The 17,574-nt window shown below is 59.4% G+C and carries 13 protein-coding genes; 10 read left to right on the forward strand and 3 right to left on the reverse strand.

Going from position 1 to position 17,574, the window contains the following annotated elements:
* The first annotated feature begins 5 nt into the window (after positions 1-5).
* The 5 genes from lepB to pdxJ all read left to right on the forward strand — a co-directional run bounded on the left by lepB (position 6) and on the right by pdxJ (position 4,376).
* Entirely contained in the window at positions 6-860 is an 855-nt protein-coding gene (gene lepB / locus ACZZ0A_RS01635; RefSeq protein ID WP_007909027.1) for a signal peptidase I, read from the forward strand.
* Positions 861-1,029: 169 nt separating this feature from the next.
* A complete protein-coding gene (gene rnc / locus ACZZ0A_RS01640; RefSeq protein WP_016986099.1) occupies positions 1,030-1,719 on the forward strand; it encodes a ribonuclease III in 690 nt (229 codons plus the stop codon).
* A complete protein-coding gene (gene era / locus ACZZ0A_RS01645; RefSeq protein ID WP_007909024.1) occupies positions 1,712-2,614 on the forward strand; it encodes a GTPase Era in 903 nt (300 codons plus the stop codon). The genes rnc and era overlap by 8 nt, the downstream gene beginning before the upstream one ends.
* A 117-nt stretch (positions 2,615-2,731) precedes the next feature.
* A complete protein-coding gene (recO, locus tag ACZZ0A_RS01650; RefSeq protein WP_007909023.1) occupies positions 2,732-3,421 on the forward strand; it encodes a DNA repair protein RecO in 690 nt (229 codons plus the stop codon).
* 208 nt (positions 3,422-3,629) lie between these two features.
* Positions 3,630-4,376 carry a pyridoxine 5'-phosphate synthase gene (gene pdxJ / locus ACZZ0A_RS01655; RefSeq protein ID WP_047292711.1) on the forward strand — a complete coding sequence of 249 codons (747 nt, stop codon included), beginning with the start codon at positions 3,630-3,632 and terminating at the stop codon, positions 4,374-4,376.
* 81 nt (positions 4,377-4,457) lie between these two features.
* Here pdxJ and mltF read toward each other — a convergent pair whose 3' ends face one another.
* Entirely contained in the window at positions 4,458-5,918 is a 1,461-nt protein-coding gene (mltF, locus tag ACZZ0A_RS01660) for a membrane-bound lytic murein transglycosylase MltF (protein ID WP_093436891.1), read from the reverse strand.
* 285 nt (positions 5,919-6,203) lie between these two features.
* On the opposite strand from mltF, the gene purL reads away from it, so the two are divergent.
* The 5 genes from purL to ACZZ0A_RS01685 all read left to right on the forward strand — a co-directional run bounded on the left by purL (position 6,204) and on the right by ACZZ0A_RS01685 (position 13,115).
* The gene (gene purL, locus ACZZ0A_RS01665; protein WP_463542440.1) at positions 6,204-10,100 is read left to right on the forward strand and encodes a phosphoribosylformylglycinamidine synthase; all 3,897 of its coding nucleotides are present in this window, start codon (positions 6,204-6,206) and stop codon (positions 10,098-10,100) included.
* 5 nt (positions 10,101-10,105) lie between these two features.
* The gene (locus ACZZ0A_RS01670) at positions 10,106-10,417 is read left to right on the forward strand and encodes an NGG1p interacting factor NIF3 (protein ID WP_463542441.1); all 312 of its coding nucleotides are present in this window, start codon (positions 10,106-10,108) and stop codon (positions 10,415-10,417) included.
* Between the two features lie 1,004 nt (positions 10,418-11,421).
* Positions 11,422-11,781 carry a DUF6124 family protein gene (locus ACZZ0A_RS01675; protein ID WP_463542442.1) on the forward strand — a complete coding sequence of 120 codons (360 nt, stop codon included), beginning with the start codon at positions 11,422-11,424 and terminating at the stop codon, positions 11,779-11,781.
* 259 nt (positions 11,782-12,040) lie between these two features.
* Positions 12,041-12,679 carry a DUF6036 family nucleotidyltransferase gene (locus ACZZ0A_RS01680; RefSeq protein WP_463542443.1) on the forward strand — a complete coding sequence of 213 codons (639 nt, stop codon included), beginning with the start codon at positions 12,041-12,043 and terminating at the stop codon, positions 12,677-12,679.
* Positions 12,663-13,115, forward strand: a complete 453-nt coding sequence (locus tag ACZZ0A_RS01685; protein WP_267799193.1) for a hypothetical protein — start codon at positions 12,663-12,665, stop codon at positions 13,113-13,115. Before ACZZ0A_RS01680 ends, ACZZ0A_RS01685 begins: the two co-directional genes overlap by 17 nt.
* A gap of 77 nt (positions 13,116-13,192) precedes the next feature.
* Here ACZZ0A_RS01685 and nagE read toward each other — a convergent pair whose 3' ends face one another.
* Positions 13,193-14,908, reverse strand: coding sequence for an N-acetylglucosamine-specific PTS transporter subunit IIBC (gene nagE, locus ACZZ0A_RS01690; RefSeq protein WP_463542444.1), 1,716 nt, complete (start codon positions 14,906-14,908; stop codon positions 13,193-13,195).
* Between the two features lie 23 nt (positions 14,909-14,931).
* Positions 14,932-17,445 (reverse strand): phosphoenolpyruvate--protein phosphotransferase, encoded by a 2,514-nt coding sequence (ptsP, locus tag ACZZ0A_RS01695; RefSeq protein ID WP_463542445.1) that lies wholly within the window; start codon positions 17,443-17,445, stop codon positions 14,932-14,934.
* Between the last annotated feature and the right edge of the window lie 129 nt (positions 17,446-17,574).

The following is a 17,574-nucleotide window of genomic DNA, read 5'->3' on the forward strand; positions in this document are numbered from 1 at the left end:
GTCCTATGTCACTAAATTTCCCGCTGTTGCTGGTCATCGCCGTGTTCGTCTGCGGCCTGTTGGCGTTGCTTGATCTGTTGATCCTGGCACCGCGTCGGCGTGCTGCCATTGCCTCTTATCAAGGCAGCGTCAGCCAGCCTGACGGGGTGGTCGTTGAAAAACTGAATAAAGAGCCGCTGCTGGTCGAATACGGCAAGTCGTTCTTCCCGGTGTTGTTCATCGTGCTGGTACTGCGCTCGTTCCTCGTGGAGCCGTTCCAGATCCCTTCGGGCTCGATGAAACCGACCCTGGATGTCGGCGACTTCATTCTGGTGAACAAGTTTTCTTACGGGATCCGCCTGCCGGTGATCGACAAGAAAATCATCGAAGTCGGTGATCCGCAGCGCGGCGATGTGATGGTGTTCCGCTACCCGAGCGATCCGAACGTCAACTACATCAAGCGTGTAGTGGGTCTGCCGGGTGACACGGTGCGTTACACCGCCGACAAGCGTCTGTTTGTGAACGGCGAGTCGATTGCCGAGCAGATGGTCGGCGCCGAGCCGGGCACGCTGGGCAGCGCCGAACTGTACAAAGAGAAACTGGGCGCCGCCGAGCATCTGATCCGCAAGGAAATGAGCCGCTACCGCGCCACGCCGGATCGCTCGTGGACAGTGCCTGCCGGGCACTACTTCATGATGGGCGACAACCGCGACAACTCGAATGACAGTCGCTACTGGGATGATCCGAACATTCCCAAGGATCTGCTGGGCATGGTTCCCGACCAGAATATCGTCGGCAAGGCCTTCGCGGTCTGGATGAGCTGGCCAGAACCGAAACTCAGTCACCTGCCGAATTTCTCGCGGGTTGGCCTGATCAAGTAATCACACACGGCGCTGTTGACCACAGCGCCGAATGCATTTCTGGAGTCGGCACAATCGGCTTCGCAATCGCCAGGATTTAATTTTTGAACACAGCGTTAATTGTCCCAGGCCTGCGCCGCATCCCGGCGATGGCAGTGGAATCCAGCCACGAACTCAGCGTGGGTAAACCGTGAGCGTTTCTCTAAGCCGTCTCGAGCGTCAGCTCGGTTACACCTTCAAGGACCAGGAGCTGATGCTGCTGGCTCTGACGCACCGCAGTTTTGCCGGGCGCAACAACGAACGCCTGGAATTCCTTGGCGATGCCATCCTCAACTTCGTTGCCGGCGAGGCGCTGTTCGATCGCTTCCCGCTGGCCCGCGAAGGCCAGTTGTCGCGTTTGCGCGCACGTTTGGTAAAAGGTGAGACGCTGGCCGTACTGGCGCGCGGTTTCGACCTTGGCGATTACCTGCGACTGGGTTCCGGCGAGTTGAAAAGCGGCGGTTTCCGTCGCGAATCGATTCTGGCCGACGCCCTCGAAGCCTTGATCGGCGCGATCTATCTCGACGCCGGCATGGACATGGCGCGTGAGCGCGTGCTGGCCTGGCTGGCCGGTGAGTTCGAAGGCCTGACGCTGGTCGACACCAACAAGGATCCGAAAACCCGCCTGCAGGAACACCTGCAATCGCGCGGTTGCGATCTGCCACGCTACGAAGTGGTAGATATCCAGGGCGAGCCGCACTGCCGAACCTTCTTCGTCGAGTGCGAAGTTGTCTTACTGAATGAAAAAAGCCGAGGTCAGGGTGTGAGCCGTCGTATTGCCGAACAGGTAGCGGCCGCCGCAGCACTGATTGCCCTGGGCGTGGAGAATGGCAATGACTGATACAAACGCAACTCGCTGTGGCTATGTTGCCATCGTCGGCCGTCCCAACGTTGGCAAGTCCACGTTGCTGAACCACATCCTTGGCCAGAAGCTCGCGATCACTTCGCGCAAGCCGCAGACCACTCGCCACAATATGCTCGGGATCAAAACCGAAGGTGACGTGCAGGCGATCTACGTCGACACCCCCGGCATGCACAAGGGTGGCGAAAAGGCCCTGAACCGCTACATGAACAAAACCGCTTCGGCGGCGTTGAAAGACGTCGACGTGGTGATCTTCGTGGTCGACCGCACCAAGTGGACCGACGAAGACCAGATGGTTCTTGAACGCGTGCAGTACGTGACGGGTCCGCTGATCGTCGCGCTGAACAAGACCGACCGCATCGAAGACAAAGCCGAGCTGATGCCGCACCTGAGCTGGTTGCAGGAACAACTGCCGAACGCGCAGATCATTCCGATTTCGGCGCAACACGGTCACAACCTCGACGCGCTGGAAAAGGTCATTGCCGATCATCTGCCGGAGAACGATCACTTCTTCCCGGAAGACCAGATCACCGACCGCAGCAGCCGTTTCCTCGCTGCTGAACTGGTGCGCGAGAAAATCATGCGCCAGATGGGCGCTGAGCTGCCGTACCAGATCACCGTCGAGATCGAAGAGTTCAAGCAGCAGGGCAAAACCCTGCACATCCACGCCTTGATCCTCGTTGAACGTGACGGCCAGAAGAAGATCATCATTGGCGACAAGGGCGAGCGCATCAAACGCATCGGCACCGAAGCGCGCAAGGACATGGAGCTGCTGTTCGACTCCAAGATCATGCTCAACCTGTGGGTCAAGGTGAAGGGCGGCTGGTCCGACGACGAGCGTGCGCTGCGTTCGCTGGGTTACGGCGACCTGTAAGCGATTCGAAGATCAAAAGATCGCAGCCTTCGGCAGCTCCTACAATGTCTTGTTTACACCTGTAGGAACTGCCGAAGGCTGCGATCTTTTTTTGCAATCCCGACCGGGAAAAACGTCATGTCGCAAAACCCGCCTCCTGCGCAACCTGCCTACGTTTTGCATTCTCGCGCCTACCGCGAAACCAGTGCGTTGGTGGATTTCCTCACGCCGCAAGGTCGGCTGCGGGCGGTGTTGCGCAGTGCGCGGGGCAAGGCCGGGACATTGGCGCGGCCGTTCGTGTCGCTGGAAGTGGAGTTCCGCGGCAAGGGTGAGTTGAAGAATGTCGGGCGCATGGAGAGTTCTGGTGCCTCTGCCTGGCTCAACGGCGAAGCGCTGTTCAGCGGTCTCTATCTCAATGAGTTGCTGATTCGTTTGCTGCCCGCTGAAGACCCGCATCCGGGCGTATTCGATCACTACGCCGCGACTTTGCTGGCACTGGCTGAAGGGCGACCGCTGGAGCCATTGCTGCGCTCCTTCGAGTGGCGACTGTTGGACGATCTCGGTTACGGCTTTTCGTTGAACACTGATGTCCATGGCGAGCCCGTCGCGCCAGACGGTCTCTATCGTCTGCAAGTGGATGCGGGGCTTGAGCGGGTCTTCCTGCTGCAACCCGGCCTGTTCAACGGCGTCGAATTACTGGCCATGGCCGAAGCCGACTGGACCGCGCCCGGTGCGCTGTCCGCCGCCAAGCGCTTGATGCGGCAGGCCTTGGCCGTTCATTTGGGCGGTCGCCCTCTCGTCAGTCGTGAGCTGTTTCGCAAGCCCTAAGGGTCTGTTTACGTCTGGAAGCGGCGCAACGGGATGCTGGCTGTGCGCAGGGCCGCGTTGCTCGGAACTCATTTGGCGCAACCAAACTTCGTTCCTCGCGCCTTGCCCTGCACTCAGCCAGCATCCCGTTGCCGCCGCGCCCAGACGTAAACAGACCCTTCACCGTGTATGCTGTGCGCCGAATCTTTTTCTTCAGGAGCGCGCATCCGTGACCACCAGTAATCGCATTCTTCTTGGCGTGAACATCGACCACGTCGCCACCCTGCGTCAGGCCCGTGGCACGCGCTACCCGGATCCGGTCAAGGCTGCGCTGGACGCGGAAGAGGCGGGCGCTGATGGCATTACCGTGCACCTGCGTGAAGACCGCCGGCACATTCAGGAGCGCGACGTACTGCTGCTCAAGGATGTGCTGCAAACCCGCATGAACTTTGAAATGGGCGTTACCGAAGAAATGATGGCGTTCGCCGAACGCATCCGTCCGGCGCACATTTGCCTGGTCCCGGAAACCCGTCAGGAACTGACCACTGAAGGCGGTCTGGATGTAGCGGGGCAGGAAGAGCGCATCAAGGCAGCAGTTGAACGTCTGTCGAAGATCGGCAGCGAAGTGTCGCTGTTCATCGATGCCGACGAGCGTCAGATTGCGGCGTCGAAGCGTGTTGGCGCTCCAGCCATCGAGTTGCACACCGGTCGTTACGCCGATGCCGAAACCCCGACCGAAGTGGCTGAAGAATTGAAGCGTGTGGCGGACGGTGTGGCGTTTGGTTTGGCCCAAGGGCTGATCGTTAACGCGGGTCACGGCTTGCATTACCACAACGTTGAAGCCGTAGCGGCAATCAAGGGTATCAACGAACTGAACATCGGCCATGCGCTGGTGGCACATGCGTTGTTCGTCGGCTTCAAGTCTGCAGTATCGGAAATGAAGGCGCTGATTCTGGCGGCCGCTCTCAAGGGCTAAGATCAAAAGATCGCAGCCTTCGGCAGCTACAGGTGTACGCATAACCCTGTAGGAGCTGCCGAAGGTTGCGATCTTTTGCTTTTAAAGCGGGGCAGGTTCTTGCGCGGGTTTTGACTTGTCGATGCCGGGCACATGCAAATTGCCTTCAGCCACTTGATCACCCTCAAGCTGCGGCTGCGTCACCCAGGTCAAAATGTCGTAGTAACGACGAATGTTCGCCACAAAATGCACCGGCTCGCCGCCTCGGGCGTAGCCATAACGCGTCTTGCTGTACCACTGCTTCTGGGAAAGGCGCGGTAGGATCTTCTTCACGTCCAGCCATTTGTCCGGGTTCAACCCTTCCTTGGCCGTCAGCTTGCGCGCGTCATCCAGATGACCGCTGCCGACGTTGTACGCCGCCAGGGCGAACCACGTGCGATCCGGTTCCTTGATCGAATCGTCGAGCTGGTCCTTCATATAAGCCAGGTACTTGGCGCCGCCCATGATGCTCTGCTTCGGATCGAGGCGGTTGGACACACCCATCGCCTGAGCGGTGTTCTGTGTGAGCATCATCAGCCCGCGCACGCCGGTTTTCGAGGTGACGGTCGGCTGCCACAGCGATTCCTGATAACCAATGGCTGCCAGCAGGCGCCAGTCGACTTTCTCTTTCTTCGCGTAATTCTTGAAGTGCTGTTCGTATTTCGGCAGGCGCTGCTGCAAGTGCTGGGCGAAGGTCGTGGCACCCATGTAGCCGAGGACATCGACGTGGCCGTAATAACGATCCTTCAAGCGTTGCAGGGTGCCGTTCTTCTGCACCTTGTCCAGATACGCGTTGATTTCGTTGAGCAGGCTATTGTCTTCTCCCGGGCCGACCGCCCAGCTCTGGCTGCGCGCATCGCCAAGGTCGAAGGCCACGCGAATATTGGTGAAATACACCTGGTTCATCGCCACTTCGTTGGAGTCGACCAGGGTCAGGTCAATCTGCCCTTCATCGACCATGCGCAGCAGGTCGACCACTTCAACCGCATCGGACTCTTCATATTCAATGCCGGGGAATTTCTTTTTCAGCTCCGCCAGTTGTTCGGCATGGGTACTGCCTTTGAGCACCATAATCTTCTTGCCGACCAGATCACCCGGGTCGGTCGGCCGCGACTGGCCGTTGCGATAGATGATCTGCGGGGTGACTTCAAGGTAGGAGTGCGAGAAGCGCACCTGCTGCTTGCGCTGTTCGCTGCTGACCAGACCGGCGGCAGCCAGCACCGGGCCATTCGGTTTGCCGATCTGGTCGAAGAGGTCATCGAGGTTGTCGGCGGTCTCGATCTTCAGCTCGACACCCAAATCGTCGGCGAAGCGCTTCACCAGCTCGTATTCGAAGCCGGTTTCACCGCTGCGATCCTGAAAGTAGGTGGCGGGGCTGTTACGGGTAATCACCCGCAGCACACCATCCTCCTTTACGCGCTCGAGTGTGTTGGGTTTATCAACACAGCCACCGAGCATCAGGAAGAGTCCGGTTGCGATCAGCCATTTGGCGTACCGCGGACGCAAAGCCGTTGGGAAAAACATCTGCGCAGTATACGCAAACGGCCACGGGCGCCATATCTCGACAGTGCAGGGCGAGTCTGCTAGCGATCACAAAACCGGACGAAACCCCACAGAAACGGGCCTTTACGGCTTTTTGTTACAGTAAAAATAAGCGGCCTCTGAATGGTTGATTTACCTGACTCTGAAGTCGGAAACACAGATTGATACCCGAGTGCAACCGTGCGTAGCGTTTCGGGTGATGTTGAGGGCGGTTTAGGCTAGAATGCACGGCCTCAAAGCACACCCCTTCCCGAGGCTGTCCCGAAGATGTTGATCCTGCGCGGCGCTCCTGCCCTTTCTGCCTTTCGCCACAGCAAACTCCTTGAGCAACTGAGCCAGAAGGTTTCAGCTGTCAGTGGCCTGTATGCTGAATTCGCTCACTTCGCCGAAGTCACCGGCGTCCTGACCGGCGACGAACAGCAGGTGCTAGCGCGCCTTCTGAAGTACGGCCCAAGCGTTCCGGTACAAGAGCCGACCGGTCGTCTGTTTCTGGTGTTGCCGCGTTTCGGCACCATCTCGCCATGGTCGAGCAAGGCCAGCGACATCGCCCGCAACTGCGGCCTGAGCAAGATCCAGCGTCTGGAGCGCGGTATCGCCTTCTACGTTGCCGGTCAGTTCAGCGAAGCCGAAGCTCAGCAGATTGCCGATGTACTGCATGACCGCATGACGCAAATCGTGCTGGCCAACCTCGAACAGGCCGCCGGTCTGTTCAGCCACGCCGAGCCGAAGCCGCTGACTGCAATCGACATCCTTGGTGGTGGTCGCGCCGCGCTGGAAAAAGCCAACACCGAGCTGGGCCTGGCCCTGGCCGAAGACGAGATCGACTATCTGGTCAACGCCTTCAACGGCCTCAAGCGCAACCCGCACGACATCGAACTGATGATGTTCGCCCAGGCCAACTCCGAGCACTGCCGCCACAAGATCTTCAACGCCAGTTGGGATATTGATGGCGAGAACCAGGAAAAAAGCCTGTTCGGCATGATCAAGAACACCTACGTGATGCACAGCGAAGGCGTTCTGTCGGCTTATAAGGACAACGCCTCGGTGATCGTCGGCAACGTTGCCGGCCGTTTCTTCCCGAATCCTGAAACCCGCCAGTACGGCGCGGTGCAGGAGCCGGTGCACATCCTGATGAAGGTTGAAACCCACAACCACCCGACCGCGATCGCTCCGTTCCCGGGCGCGTCGACCGGTTCCGGTGGCGAGATCCGTGATGAAGGTGCAACCGGTCGTGGCGCCAAGCCAAAAGCCGGCCTGACCGGTTTCACCGTGTCCAATCTGCAGATCCCGGGCTTCGAACAGCCGTGGGAAGTGCCGTACGGCAAGCCTGAGCGCATCGTTACCGCGCTGGATATCATGATCGAAGGCCCGCTCGGCGGCGCTGCGTTCAACAACGAGTTCGGTCGTCCGGCCCTGACTGGCTATTTCCGTACCTTCGAACAGTCGATCACCACTCCGCACGGTGATGAAGTTCGTGGTTACCACAAGCCGATCATGTTGGCTGGCGGCATGGGCAACATCCGTGAAGAGCACGTCAAGAAAGGCGAGATCGTCGTTGGCTCCAAGCTGATCGTCCTCGGCGGCCCGGCGATGCTCATCGGTCTGGGCGGCGGCGCGGCCTCCTCGATGGCCACCGGCACCAGCTCGGCGGATCTCGACTTCGCTTCCGTGCAGCGTGAAAACCCTGAAATGGAGCGTCGCTGCCAGGAAGTCATCGACCGTTGCTGGCAACTGGGTGACAAGAACCCGATCAGCTTCATCCACGACGTCGGCGCGGGCGGTCTGTCCAACGCCTTCCCGGAGCTGGTCAACGACGGCGACCGCGGTGGTCGTTTCGAACTGCGCAACATTCCAAACGACGAGCCGGGCATGGCCCCGCACGAAATCTGGTCCAACGAATCCCAGGAACGTTACGTTCTGGCGGTCGGCCCGGAAGACTTCGAGCGCTTCCAGGCGATCTGCGAACGCGAGCGCTGCCCGTTTGCAGTAGTCGGTGAAGCCACCGCTGAACCGCAACTGACCGTGACCGACAGCCACTTCGGCAACAGCCCGGTGGACATGCCACTGGAAGTGTTGCTGGGCAAAGTCCCGCGCATGCACCGTTCGGTGGTTCGCGAAGCTGAGCTGGGCGATGACTTCGATCCGTCGAACCTCGACATCAGCGAGTCCATCGAGCGCGTTCTGCATCACCCAGCCGTGGCGAGCAAGAGCTTCCTGATCACCATCGGCGACCGCACCATCACCGGCTTGGTTGCCCGTGACCAAATGGTTGGCCCGTGGCAGGTTCCGGTGGCTGACGTTGCCGTCACCGCTACCAGCTTCGACGTTTACACCGGTGAAGCCATGGCGATGGGCGAGCGCACTCCGCTGGCACTGCTGGACGCTCCGGCGTCGGGCCGCATGGCCATCGGCGAAACCCTGACCAATATCGCTGCTTCGCGCATCAACAAGATCTCCGACATCAAACTGTCGGCGAACTGGATGTCCGCTGCCGGTCACCCGGGCGAAGACGCGCGTCTGTACGACACCGTGAAAGCGGTCGGTATGGAACTGTGCCCTGAGCTGGGCATCACCATTCCGGTGGGCAAGGACTCGATGTCCATGGCCACTCGCTGGAACGATAACGGCGAAGAAAAAACCGTGACCTCGCCGATGTCGCTGATCGTGACCGGTTTCGCGCCAGTGGCTGACATCCGTCAGACCCTGACCCCGGAACTGCGCATGGACAAGGGCACCACCGACCTGATCCTGATCGACCTCGGTCGCGGTCAGAACCGTATGGGCGCTTCGATCCTTGCACAGGTACACGGCAAGCTCGGCAAACACGCGCCGGACGTCGATGACGCCGAAGACCTGAAAGCCTTCTTCGCCGTGATCCAAGGCCTCAACGCCGACGGTCACCTGCTGGCTTACCACGACCGTTCCGACGGTGGTCTGCTGACTTCTGTAGTGGAAATGGCCTTCGCTGGCCACTGCGGTCTGAGCCTGAACCTCGACAGCGTTGCCGAGTCCTCGTCCGAAATCGCTGCGATCCTGTTCAACGAAGAACTGGGTGCGGTGATCCAGGTTCGTCAGGACGCCACGCCAGACATCCTTGCGCAATTCAGCGCGGCCGGTCTGGGCGACTGCGTGTCAGTGATCGGTCAGCCGATCAACAATGGCCAGATCAACATCACCTTCAACGGTGACACCGTGTTCGAAGGCCAGCGTCGTCTGCTGCAACGTACCTGGGCTGAAACCAGCTACCAGATCCAGCGTCTGCGTGACAACGCCGACTGCGCCGAGCAAGAGTTCGACGTGCTGCTGGAAGAAGACAACCCGGGCCTGAGCGTCAAGCTCAGCTACGACGTCAACCAGGACATCGCCGCGCCTTACATCAAGAAAGGCATCCGCCCACAGGTTGCCGTGCTGCGTGAGCAGGGCGTCAACGGTCAGGTGGAAATGGCTGCCGCGTTCGACCGTGCCGGTTTCAACGCGATCGACGTGCACATGAGCGACATTCTCGCCGGCCGTGTCGACCTGAACGAGTTCAAAGGTCTGGTGGCCTGCGGTGGTTTCTCCTACGGCGACGTGCTCGGTGCCGGTGAGGGCTGGGCCAAATCGGCACTGTTCAACAGCCGCGCCCGCGATGCGTTCCAAGGCTTCTTCGAGCGTAACGACAGCTTCACCCTCGGCGTGTGCAACGGTTGCCAGATGATGTCCAACCTGCACGAGCTGATCCCGGGCAGCGAGTTCTGGCCGCACTTCGTGCGCAACCGTTCCGAGCAGTTCGAAGCCCGTGTGGCGATGGTTCAGGTTCAGGAATCGAACTCGATCTTCCTGCAGGGCATGGCCGGTTCGCGTATGCCGATCGCCATTGCTCACGGTGAAGGTCACGCCGAATTCTCCAGCGAAGAAGCACTGCTGGAAGCCGATCTGTCGGGTTGCGTGGCGATGCGTTTTGTCGACAACCACGGCAAGGTCACCGAGCGTTATCCGGCCAACCCGAACGGCTCGCCGCGCGGGATTACCGGTCTCACCAGCCGTGATGGCCGTGTGACGATCATGATGCCGCACCCGGAGCGTGTGTTCCGTGCCGTGCAGAACTCGTGGCGTTCGGAAGACTGGAACGAAGATGCACCGTGGATGCGTATGTTCCGTAACGCGCGCGTCTGGGTTAACTAAGGCCTGTGTACAAGCTCGCTTTTTTTGTTCCCGACAGTCATGTCGAAGTGGTCAAAGGGGCTGTGTTCGCTGCCGGTGGTGGGCGGATCGGTGACTATGATCACTGTGCGTGGCAGGTGCTTGGTCTGGGCCAGTTTCGACCTTTGGGCGGCAGTCAGCCGTTTATTGGCGAGGCGGGGCAGGTTGAGCGGGTTGAGGAATGGAAGGTTGAGCTTGTGGTGGCGGATGAGTTGATCGTGGCTGTTGTGGCGGCGTTGAAGCTCAGTCATCCGTACGAGACGCCGGCTTATGAGGTGTGGCGGCTGGAAGATTTCTGATCTTTCTTGCTGCTTAAACAGGAAACCCGCAGATGAGTGATTGTCTGCGGGTTTTTTGTTGTCCGCGATTTTTTGTGCGATGGGGTTCCAATGTGGGAGCGGGCTTGCTCGCGAAGGCTCCGGATCAGGCAATGATGTGCTGGCTGACCGGGTACATATCCGTTGCTGCGGTAACGGCTGCTTAGGGTTCCGCCCTTACGGCGGGTCACCTTTTCCAAATGCCGAAAAGGTAACCCAAAAGGCTTGCCCCAACGTTCGGCCCACTCGCTAAGGCTCGGGGTTCCTTCGCTCCGGGACTCATCCGGGGGCATCGCCTCCGGTTTGCTTCGCTGCACCTCCTCTCGATGTGTTCGACTTCGTCGAACGGCGCTGCGCGCCCACCCCCGGATGAATCCCTCCGCTCAGCCTGCCGACGGGGCCGGTGGATCAAGATCAAGAGCGGCAGCCGAGCTTGCGCTCATCCTGTTGAGTGGGGCGGCTTTGCCGCTTGGGTTGGACTCACATTGACGCTCTTGGGGGCGCCTGACAGCCGACCAATCTCCGAGGGGGTATTCGTTCCCCTGTAGGAGCTGCCGAAGGCTGCGATCTTTTGATTTTGATTTTGCTTTTGATGTTGAAACATCAAAGTCCAAAGATCGCAGCCTTCGGCAGCTCCTACACGAGGGAGGCGATTCGCGTTGTTTAATTGGATGTGAGATCACCAGAACCTTCCCACAAGGTTTTCAGGTTGTCCGTCGGACGTCGGATCTCTAGTCTTTGGCTGTCACTGAATCTTCAGTGATCGGGTGTGAGAACTCGGGTAAGTGTCATTCCAGCGCCAGTAGTCCCATAATTGCCGCCAGCTGATTCGCTGCTGCATTGTTATGGCGGCTATGTGCGGGCGGACTTCGGTCCGGCCGGAGGTTTGCTGGTCCTTGCCCGGTTTCTCACCCCGCACATAGTTGCCACCCACTCGCCGCGTGAGAAACGGTATTTGGATGGCTCCAATCAGTAAGGACCGATCCATGACCAAGCCCGTCCCCGATCCACCCGAAACCAAAACCCCACTCGAAGAAGCCCTGCGCGCCGAAGAGCAGGCCCGCAACCGTGAAGCCATCAAGCGCGCCCTCGACTTCTACCTGTGCCCCGAACCCGCAAAGCCCCGGCGACCAAGCACCATGTTCATGGTCTGCCCTCAGGTCGACACCGAAAGCCTGCTCGCCCACGCCGTTGAGTCGTTGGCCAGCGCAAGCAACGCCGCCAGCAACTTCGCCAATGAGCTAAGCGGTTCGCAGCGCAGTACGGCTTTAGGCATCCAGCAAATCGTCATGCTCGCCGAACTGGCAGTAAACCGAGCGCTGGATCGAGTCGACCCACAAACCTGACGAGCGCGTCATCGTTCATCGCCAGCAGGCTGGCTCCCACAGTTGAAACGCATTCTCTTGTGGAGCTGGCTTGCCAGCGATGAGGCACTGACAGGCGTCAGACGAGTTTCAGAGCGTCAGCAAACTCGGGAAATTTCCTACCATTCTTTCAGGTTGTCCCTCGGAAGTCGCATCCATACCTTGATCTGTCTCTGGCAAACAGCGAGCTGGGTAACAGGTTGTATCGCGTGAGCCATCGACATGACTCTGAGGTTCAAAAATGGAATTGCTACCCGTAGTCACTCCCCGCATCAACACGAATACTGCCTTGGGGAAGGCATTGGTTTCGATGTTCAAATCAGTCGAAGCAGAATTGACGCAGGAAAATACCGATCCGGGGGCAGTCAAAATCATCGTCTTTGGTGGTTGCGCCGTACATCTCTACACAAATCATCGTATTTCCATGGATGTCGATGCGGAGATTTATGAAGCTTGCCTTCCGCCAGGGTTCGACCTTCAAGCGCTTCTAGCTCAAGTTCCGGAGCCTTTTATCGACGAACGCTCCGCTCGAGTGATGGAGCTGAACTACGACCTTCAATACAACACTAGTTTTGGCCCGATCCATGAAGACTACTGGGTGCGAAGTATTCCCATGACTGAGTTTCCGGAGACGTCCCCGCTCCAGATTCACATCGCTGCTCCGGTGGATATTGCAATTACAAAACTTGGCAGGGCTACCGATCACGACGTTGCGGACATCAAGGCGCTTCTCAGAGCCGGTTTCATTCTGACGAGTGATTTCCGGCGTCTGGCATTGCAAGCAATTGATGTATATGTTGGCAACAAAGAGCAACCTGCCTCAGTGCTCTTCAATATCTTGCAGGACTACCTGGAGGAACCAGATGTCGAACTCTCTTGATGATCATGTCCTCTCTTCGGCATTGGATACGTTGGTCAGAAGACCGCTGGATCAAGCCGATGGGACGGCGCTGGTCGATGCAGCCAAAGAGGTCTGGTATTCAAAATCCGATCTTGAGAGTGAGATATCAACATTTCTCAAGTTTCACAGCGATGAAGTCGAGCTGCGGCGAGCAGCTTATCTGCTGGAGCGATTTACACGTTTCGCATGTGTATCGGATAGCCGCGTGTTGGAAACGCTCCATGCACTCGAGCTTTTCAACGCCAAAACACCCAAGCAACACGTCGTTTCTCAACCAGCTGTTTTATTACGCAATCGCCGCGACGAGTTGGCGGTTGCTTGGGGTTTGACGGAAAGTCTGGGTTTGAAGATTCAGGCGCTCATGCCGTACCAGACTCGGCATTACGAGGCGGAACAGCGCGCAAGAATGTCCTGAACTTGAGCAGCATGAAAAAACCCGGCCAACGCCGGGTTTTTGTATCAGTTGTTTCGAGTAGAGCCTGATGTAAAGGCTCAAACCTTGGCACTGACCTCACTGCGATTGACCAACGCCTCAAGCGCTCCGCTCAAACTCGCAGCCTTGTCACCCACCAGCAAATGCCAAACGCCACCTTCCAACTGGCTGACACCCTGACAACCCAATTCCTTCAACTGCGCCTCGGACAACGCCTTGCCATCTGCCAGCAGCAAGCGAATCCGGCTCATGGCAATGCAGTCCAGTTGCAGCACATTGTCGCCACCGCCCAGTGCATTCAGCCATTGCTGAGCTTCAGAACCCGCGACCACAACCGCTTTCGGTTCATCGACAACCGCAACAGGCTCAGCAAGAACCGCACGGCCCACCGCCGGCATCGCCAGGCGAATCTCATCTGCAATGCTGTCGGCCAGCGGCCCGACCACCACCTGCAAACTTCCACCTTTGCCCGGACGCACAACTGCCATCGCACCCAGCGCTTTCAAATCGGCATCGGAGGCCTTGTTGCGATCGACCATCTCCAGTCGCAGACGGGTAGTGCAGGCGCCAACGGTCAGCAGATTCTCCGCACCACCGAGGGCTTTGATGTAAGCACCGGCTCGTTGGTTTTCGGTGAGGACGGCTTTCTCAGCGGTCGCCACATCCTCACGCCCCGGCGTCTTCAGATTGAAACGACGAATACAGAAATCAAACACCACGTAATACACAACCGCGTACGCCAGCCCCACAGGGACCACCAGCCAGCCGTTGGTGGACTTGCCCCAGCCAAGCACCATGTCGATAAACCCGCCAGAAAACGTAAAGCCCAAATGGATGTTCAGCGCATTGGTGATCGCCATCGACAACCCGGTCAGCAGCGCGTGCAGCAGAAACAGCAGCGGCGCGAGGAACATGAAGGCGAATTCAATCGGTTCGGTCACGCCGGTCAGGAATGAAGTCAGGGCCATCGACAGGAAGATCCCGCCCATGACCTTGCGCCGCTCTGGCAGAGCATTGCGGTACATCGCCAGGCACGCGGCGGGCAGGCCGAAGATCATCATCGGGAACATGCCGGTCATGAACTGGCCGCCCTTCGGATCGCCGGCGAAGTAGCGCGACAGGTCGCCGGTCACCAGTGCGCCGGTGGTTGGGTCGGTGAAGTTGCCGAACACGAACCACGCCATGTTGTTGAGGATGTGGTGCAGGCCGGTGACGATCAGCAGACGGTTGAATACGCCGAAGACGAAGGCGCCGATGCTGCCGCTTTCCATCATCAATGTGCCGAAGCTGTTGATCCCGTGCTGGATCGGCGGCCAGATGTAGCCGAATACCACGCCTAGGCCGACAGCGGCGAACCCGGTGACGATTGGCACGAAGCGTCGGCCACCGAAGAACGCCAGATACTCCGGCAGTTTGATGTCCTTGAAGCGGTTGTACAGCGCGCCGGCCATCAGGCCGCTGACGATACCGGCGAGCATGCCCATGTTGATGGTTGAATCGAGCACCTTGAGCGTGGAGATCATCACCAGATAACCGATTACCCCGGCCAGACCGGCAGTACCGTTGTTGTCCTTGGCAAAACCGACCGCGATGCCGATGGCGAAGATCATTGCCAGGTTGGCGAAGATCACTTGACCGGCATCGTGGATGATCGCGATGTTCAGCAGGTCGGTGTCACCCAGACGCAGCAGCAGACCGGCAATCGGCAGGATCGCGATCGGCAGCATCAGCGCGCGGCCGAGGCGTTGCAGGCCTTCGATGAAGAGTTGGTACATGGCGGTTCTCCTTCTTGTTTTTATTAGCGCAGAGGCCAGTGTTGGTGGCAGGCGTGACGTACCGCCGCAGCGCTGCTCAGCTTGAGCAGGTCGCGGGCGAGGCGTTGGCATTCGGCTTCGTGCACCTGGCGCACGCGATCCTTGATTTCACCGATTTGCACCGGGCTGACCGACAATTCGGTAACGCCCAGACCAATCAGTACCGGCGTCGCCAGCGGGTCGGAGGCGAGGGCGCCGCAGACGCCGACCCAACGCTTGTGGACTGCCGCGCCTTCGCAGGTCATGGCGATCAGGCGCAGCAGCGCCGGGTGCAAGGCGTCGACGCGGGCAGCCAGACCTGCGTGATCGCGATCCATGGCCAGGGTGTACTGCGACAGATCGTTGGTGCCAATCGAAAGGAAGTCGGCGTGTTCGGCGAGTTGTTCGGCTTGCAGAGCGGCGGCGGGGACTTCGATCATCACGCCGATTTCCGGGCGCTGACTGACACCGAGTTCCAGGCACAGCGCATCGACGCGTTGACGAATGTGCAGCAGTTCGTCGACCTCAGTGACCATCGGCAACAGGATCCGGCAGCGGCGCAGCGGGCTGACTTGCAGCAGCGCGCGCAGTTGCTGGTCGAGGATCTCCGGGCGGGCCTGAGCCAGACGAATGCCGCGCAGACCGAGCACCGGGTTGGCTTCGATGGGCAGCGGCAGGTAGTCGAGTTGTTTGTCGCCGCCGACGTCGATGGTGCGGATGATCACCGAGTGTTCGCCCATCGCGTCCAGTACGCCTTGATAGGCCGCACGCTGTTCTTCGACATCCGGAGCGGTCTGACGATCAACGAAGAGGAACTCGGTGCGCAGCAAACCGACGCCATCGGCACCATTGGCAAAGGCGTCTGCGGCTTCAGCGCTGGAGGCGACGTTGGCGACGACTTCGATAGTCACGCCATTGCGGGTTTCTGCAGGCAGGTGAGCCTTGGCTTGCTGTGCGTCGCGGCGTTGCTGACGATCAATTTGCGCCTGCTGAACTTCAGCCAGACGTTCGGCATTCGGCGTCAGTTCGAGGCGTCCACCGTCGGCATCGAGCACCACCGCTTGGCCTTGCGGCTGATCAAGCAAGGCCGAACCCAACGCCACCATGCACGGCAGACCTTTGCCACGCGCGAGAATCGCCACATGCGAGGTCGCACCACCCTCGGCCATGCATAACCCGGCAACGCCTTGCGCGCTGAGCTGCAGCAGATCCGAGGGTGTCAGTTCGTGAGCGGCAACAATGGCGCCGGCCGGCACGTCGTAATGCCATGCTTCGCCGAGCAATGCCCGCAACACGCGTTGCTTGAGGTCGCGCAGATCGTTGGCGCGCTCAGCCAGCAGCGCGCTGCCGGTGTGTTGCAGGACTTCGCACTGCACATCGATCGACTGGCTCCACGCGTGAGTCGCCGCAGTGCCTTGTTCGATGGCTTGCTGCGCGGCGTCGAGCAGCGCTGGATCTTCCAGCAGTGCCAGATGCGCGGCGAAGATCGCTTCTTCATCGGCGTTCTTGTGTGTTTTCGCTTGGGCGAGGGTGCCGTCGATTTCTCTCCTTACTTGAGTCAGCGCCGTCTCAAGAATCTGCAGTTGTTGCAGCGGATCATGATGACCGGCATCCGCCGGCAAACTGATCGCGTTCAAGCGAAAGAGCGGCCCGCCGACCAGTCCGGGCGCGGCGCACACACCGTGCAGCACACCTGCTTCGGCGGGGCGTTTAAGAGGCGCAACACTGACCGGCGCCACCGCGTGATGATCATCCGGCAGCGCCGTGGCCAACGCGGTGAGCAACGCTTGCAACGCTGCTTCAGCGTCCGTGCCCTGACAACTGACTTGCACTTCATCCTGCTCGCCAACCGCCAGGCCCATCAAACCGATCAGGCTGTTGCACGGCGCCGATTTGCCAGCGAAGTGCAGTTGCGACTGGCTTTTGAAAGCTTGCGCAGTTTGCCGAATCAGCGCAGCGGGGCGGGCATGCAAACCACCGCGATGAGCCACCAGCACATGACCATGAACCTCAGGTCCGCCGACCTCCGCGACATTCGCCGCCACGCTGTTACGCGCAACAATGTGCAATAGCGGCTCGCCAACCTTCACCGCTTTCAGCGTAATCGGCCGCACTTGAAAATCCTGGCTGTTGGTCAGGATCAACAGGCTGACCAGGCTTTTGCATTGCTGGCCAACCTTGTCCAGGTCATAGCGCAACAACGGCTGACCCTTGCTGACGCGGGTGCCATCCTTGACCAGCATCGAGAAGCCTTCGCCGTTCAACTCAACGGTGTCGAGGCCCAGATGCAAAAGGATTTCCGCACCGTTGTCGGCGCGCACCGTCAGCGCGTGGCCGGTGCGCGCGACGTGAATGATCACCCCGGCGCACGGCGAATACAGCGTGTCGTTGATCGGGTCGATGGCAATGCCGTCGCCCATCGCGCCACTGGCGAACACCGCGTCCGGGACTTTGGCGAGCGTGAGCACCGGGCCGCTGAGCGGGGCGCTGAGGGTCAGCTCTTTATTGTTGTTGTGCATGGCTCGGTCTCATCGGTTAAATCTCGGTTCGATGTCCCTGTAGGAGCTGCCGAAGGCTGCGATCTTTTGATCTTGTTTTTTTGGATCAAAATCAAAAGATCGCAGCCTTCGGCAGCTCCTACAGGCTTG

This window comes from Pseudomonas sp. AC242, from assembly GCF_979258655.1.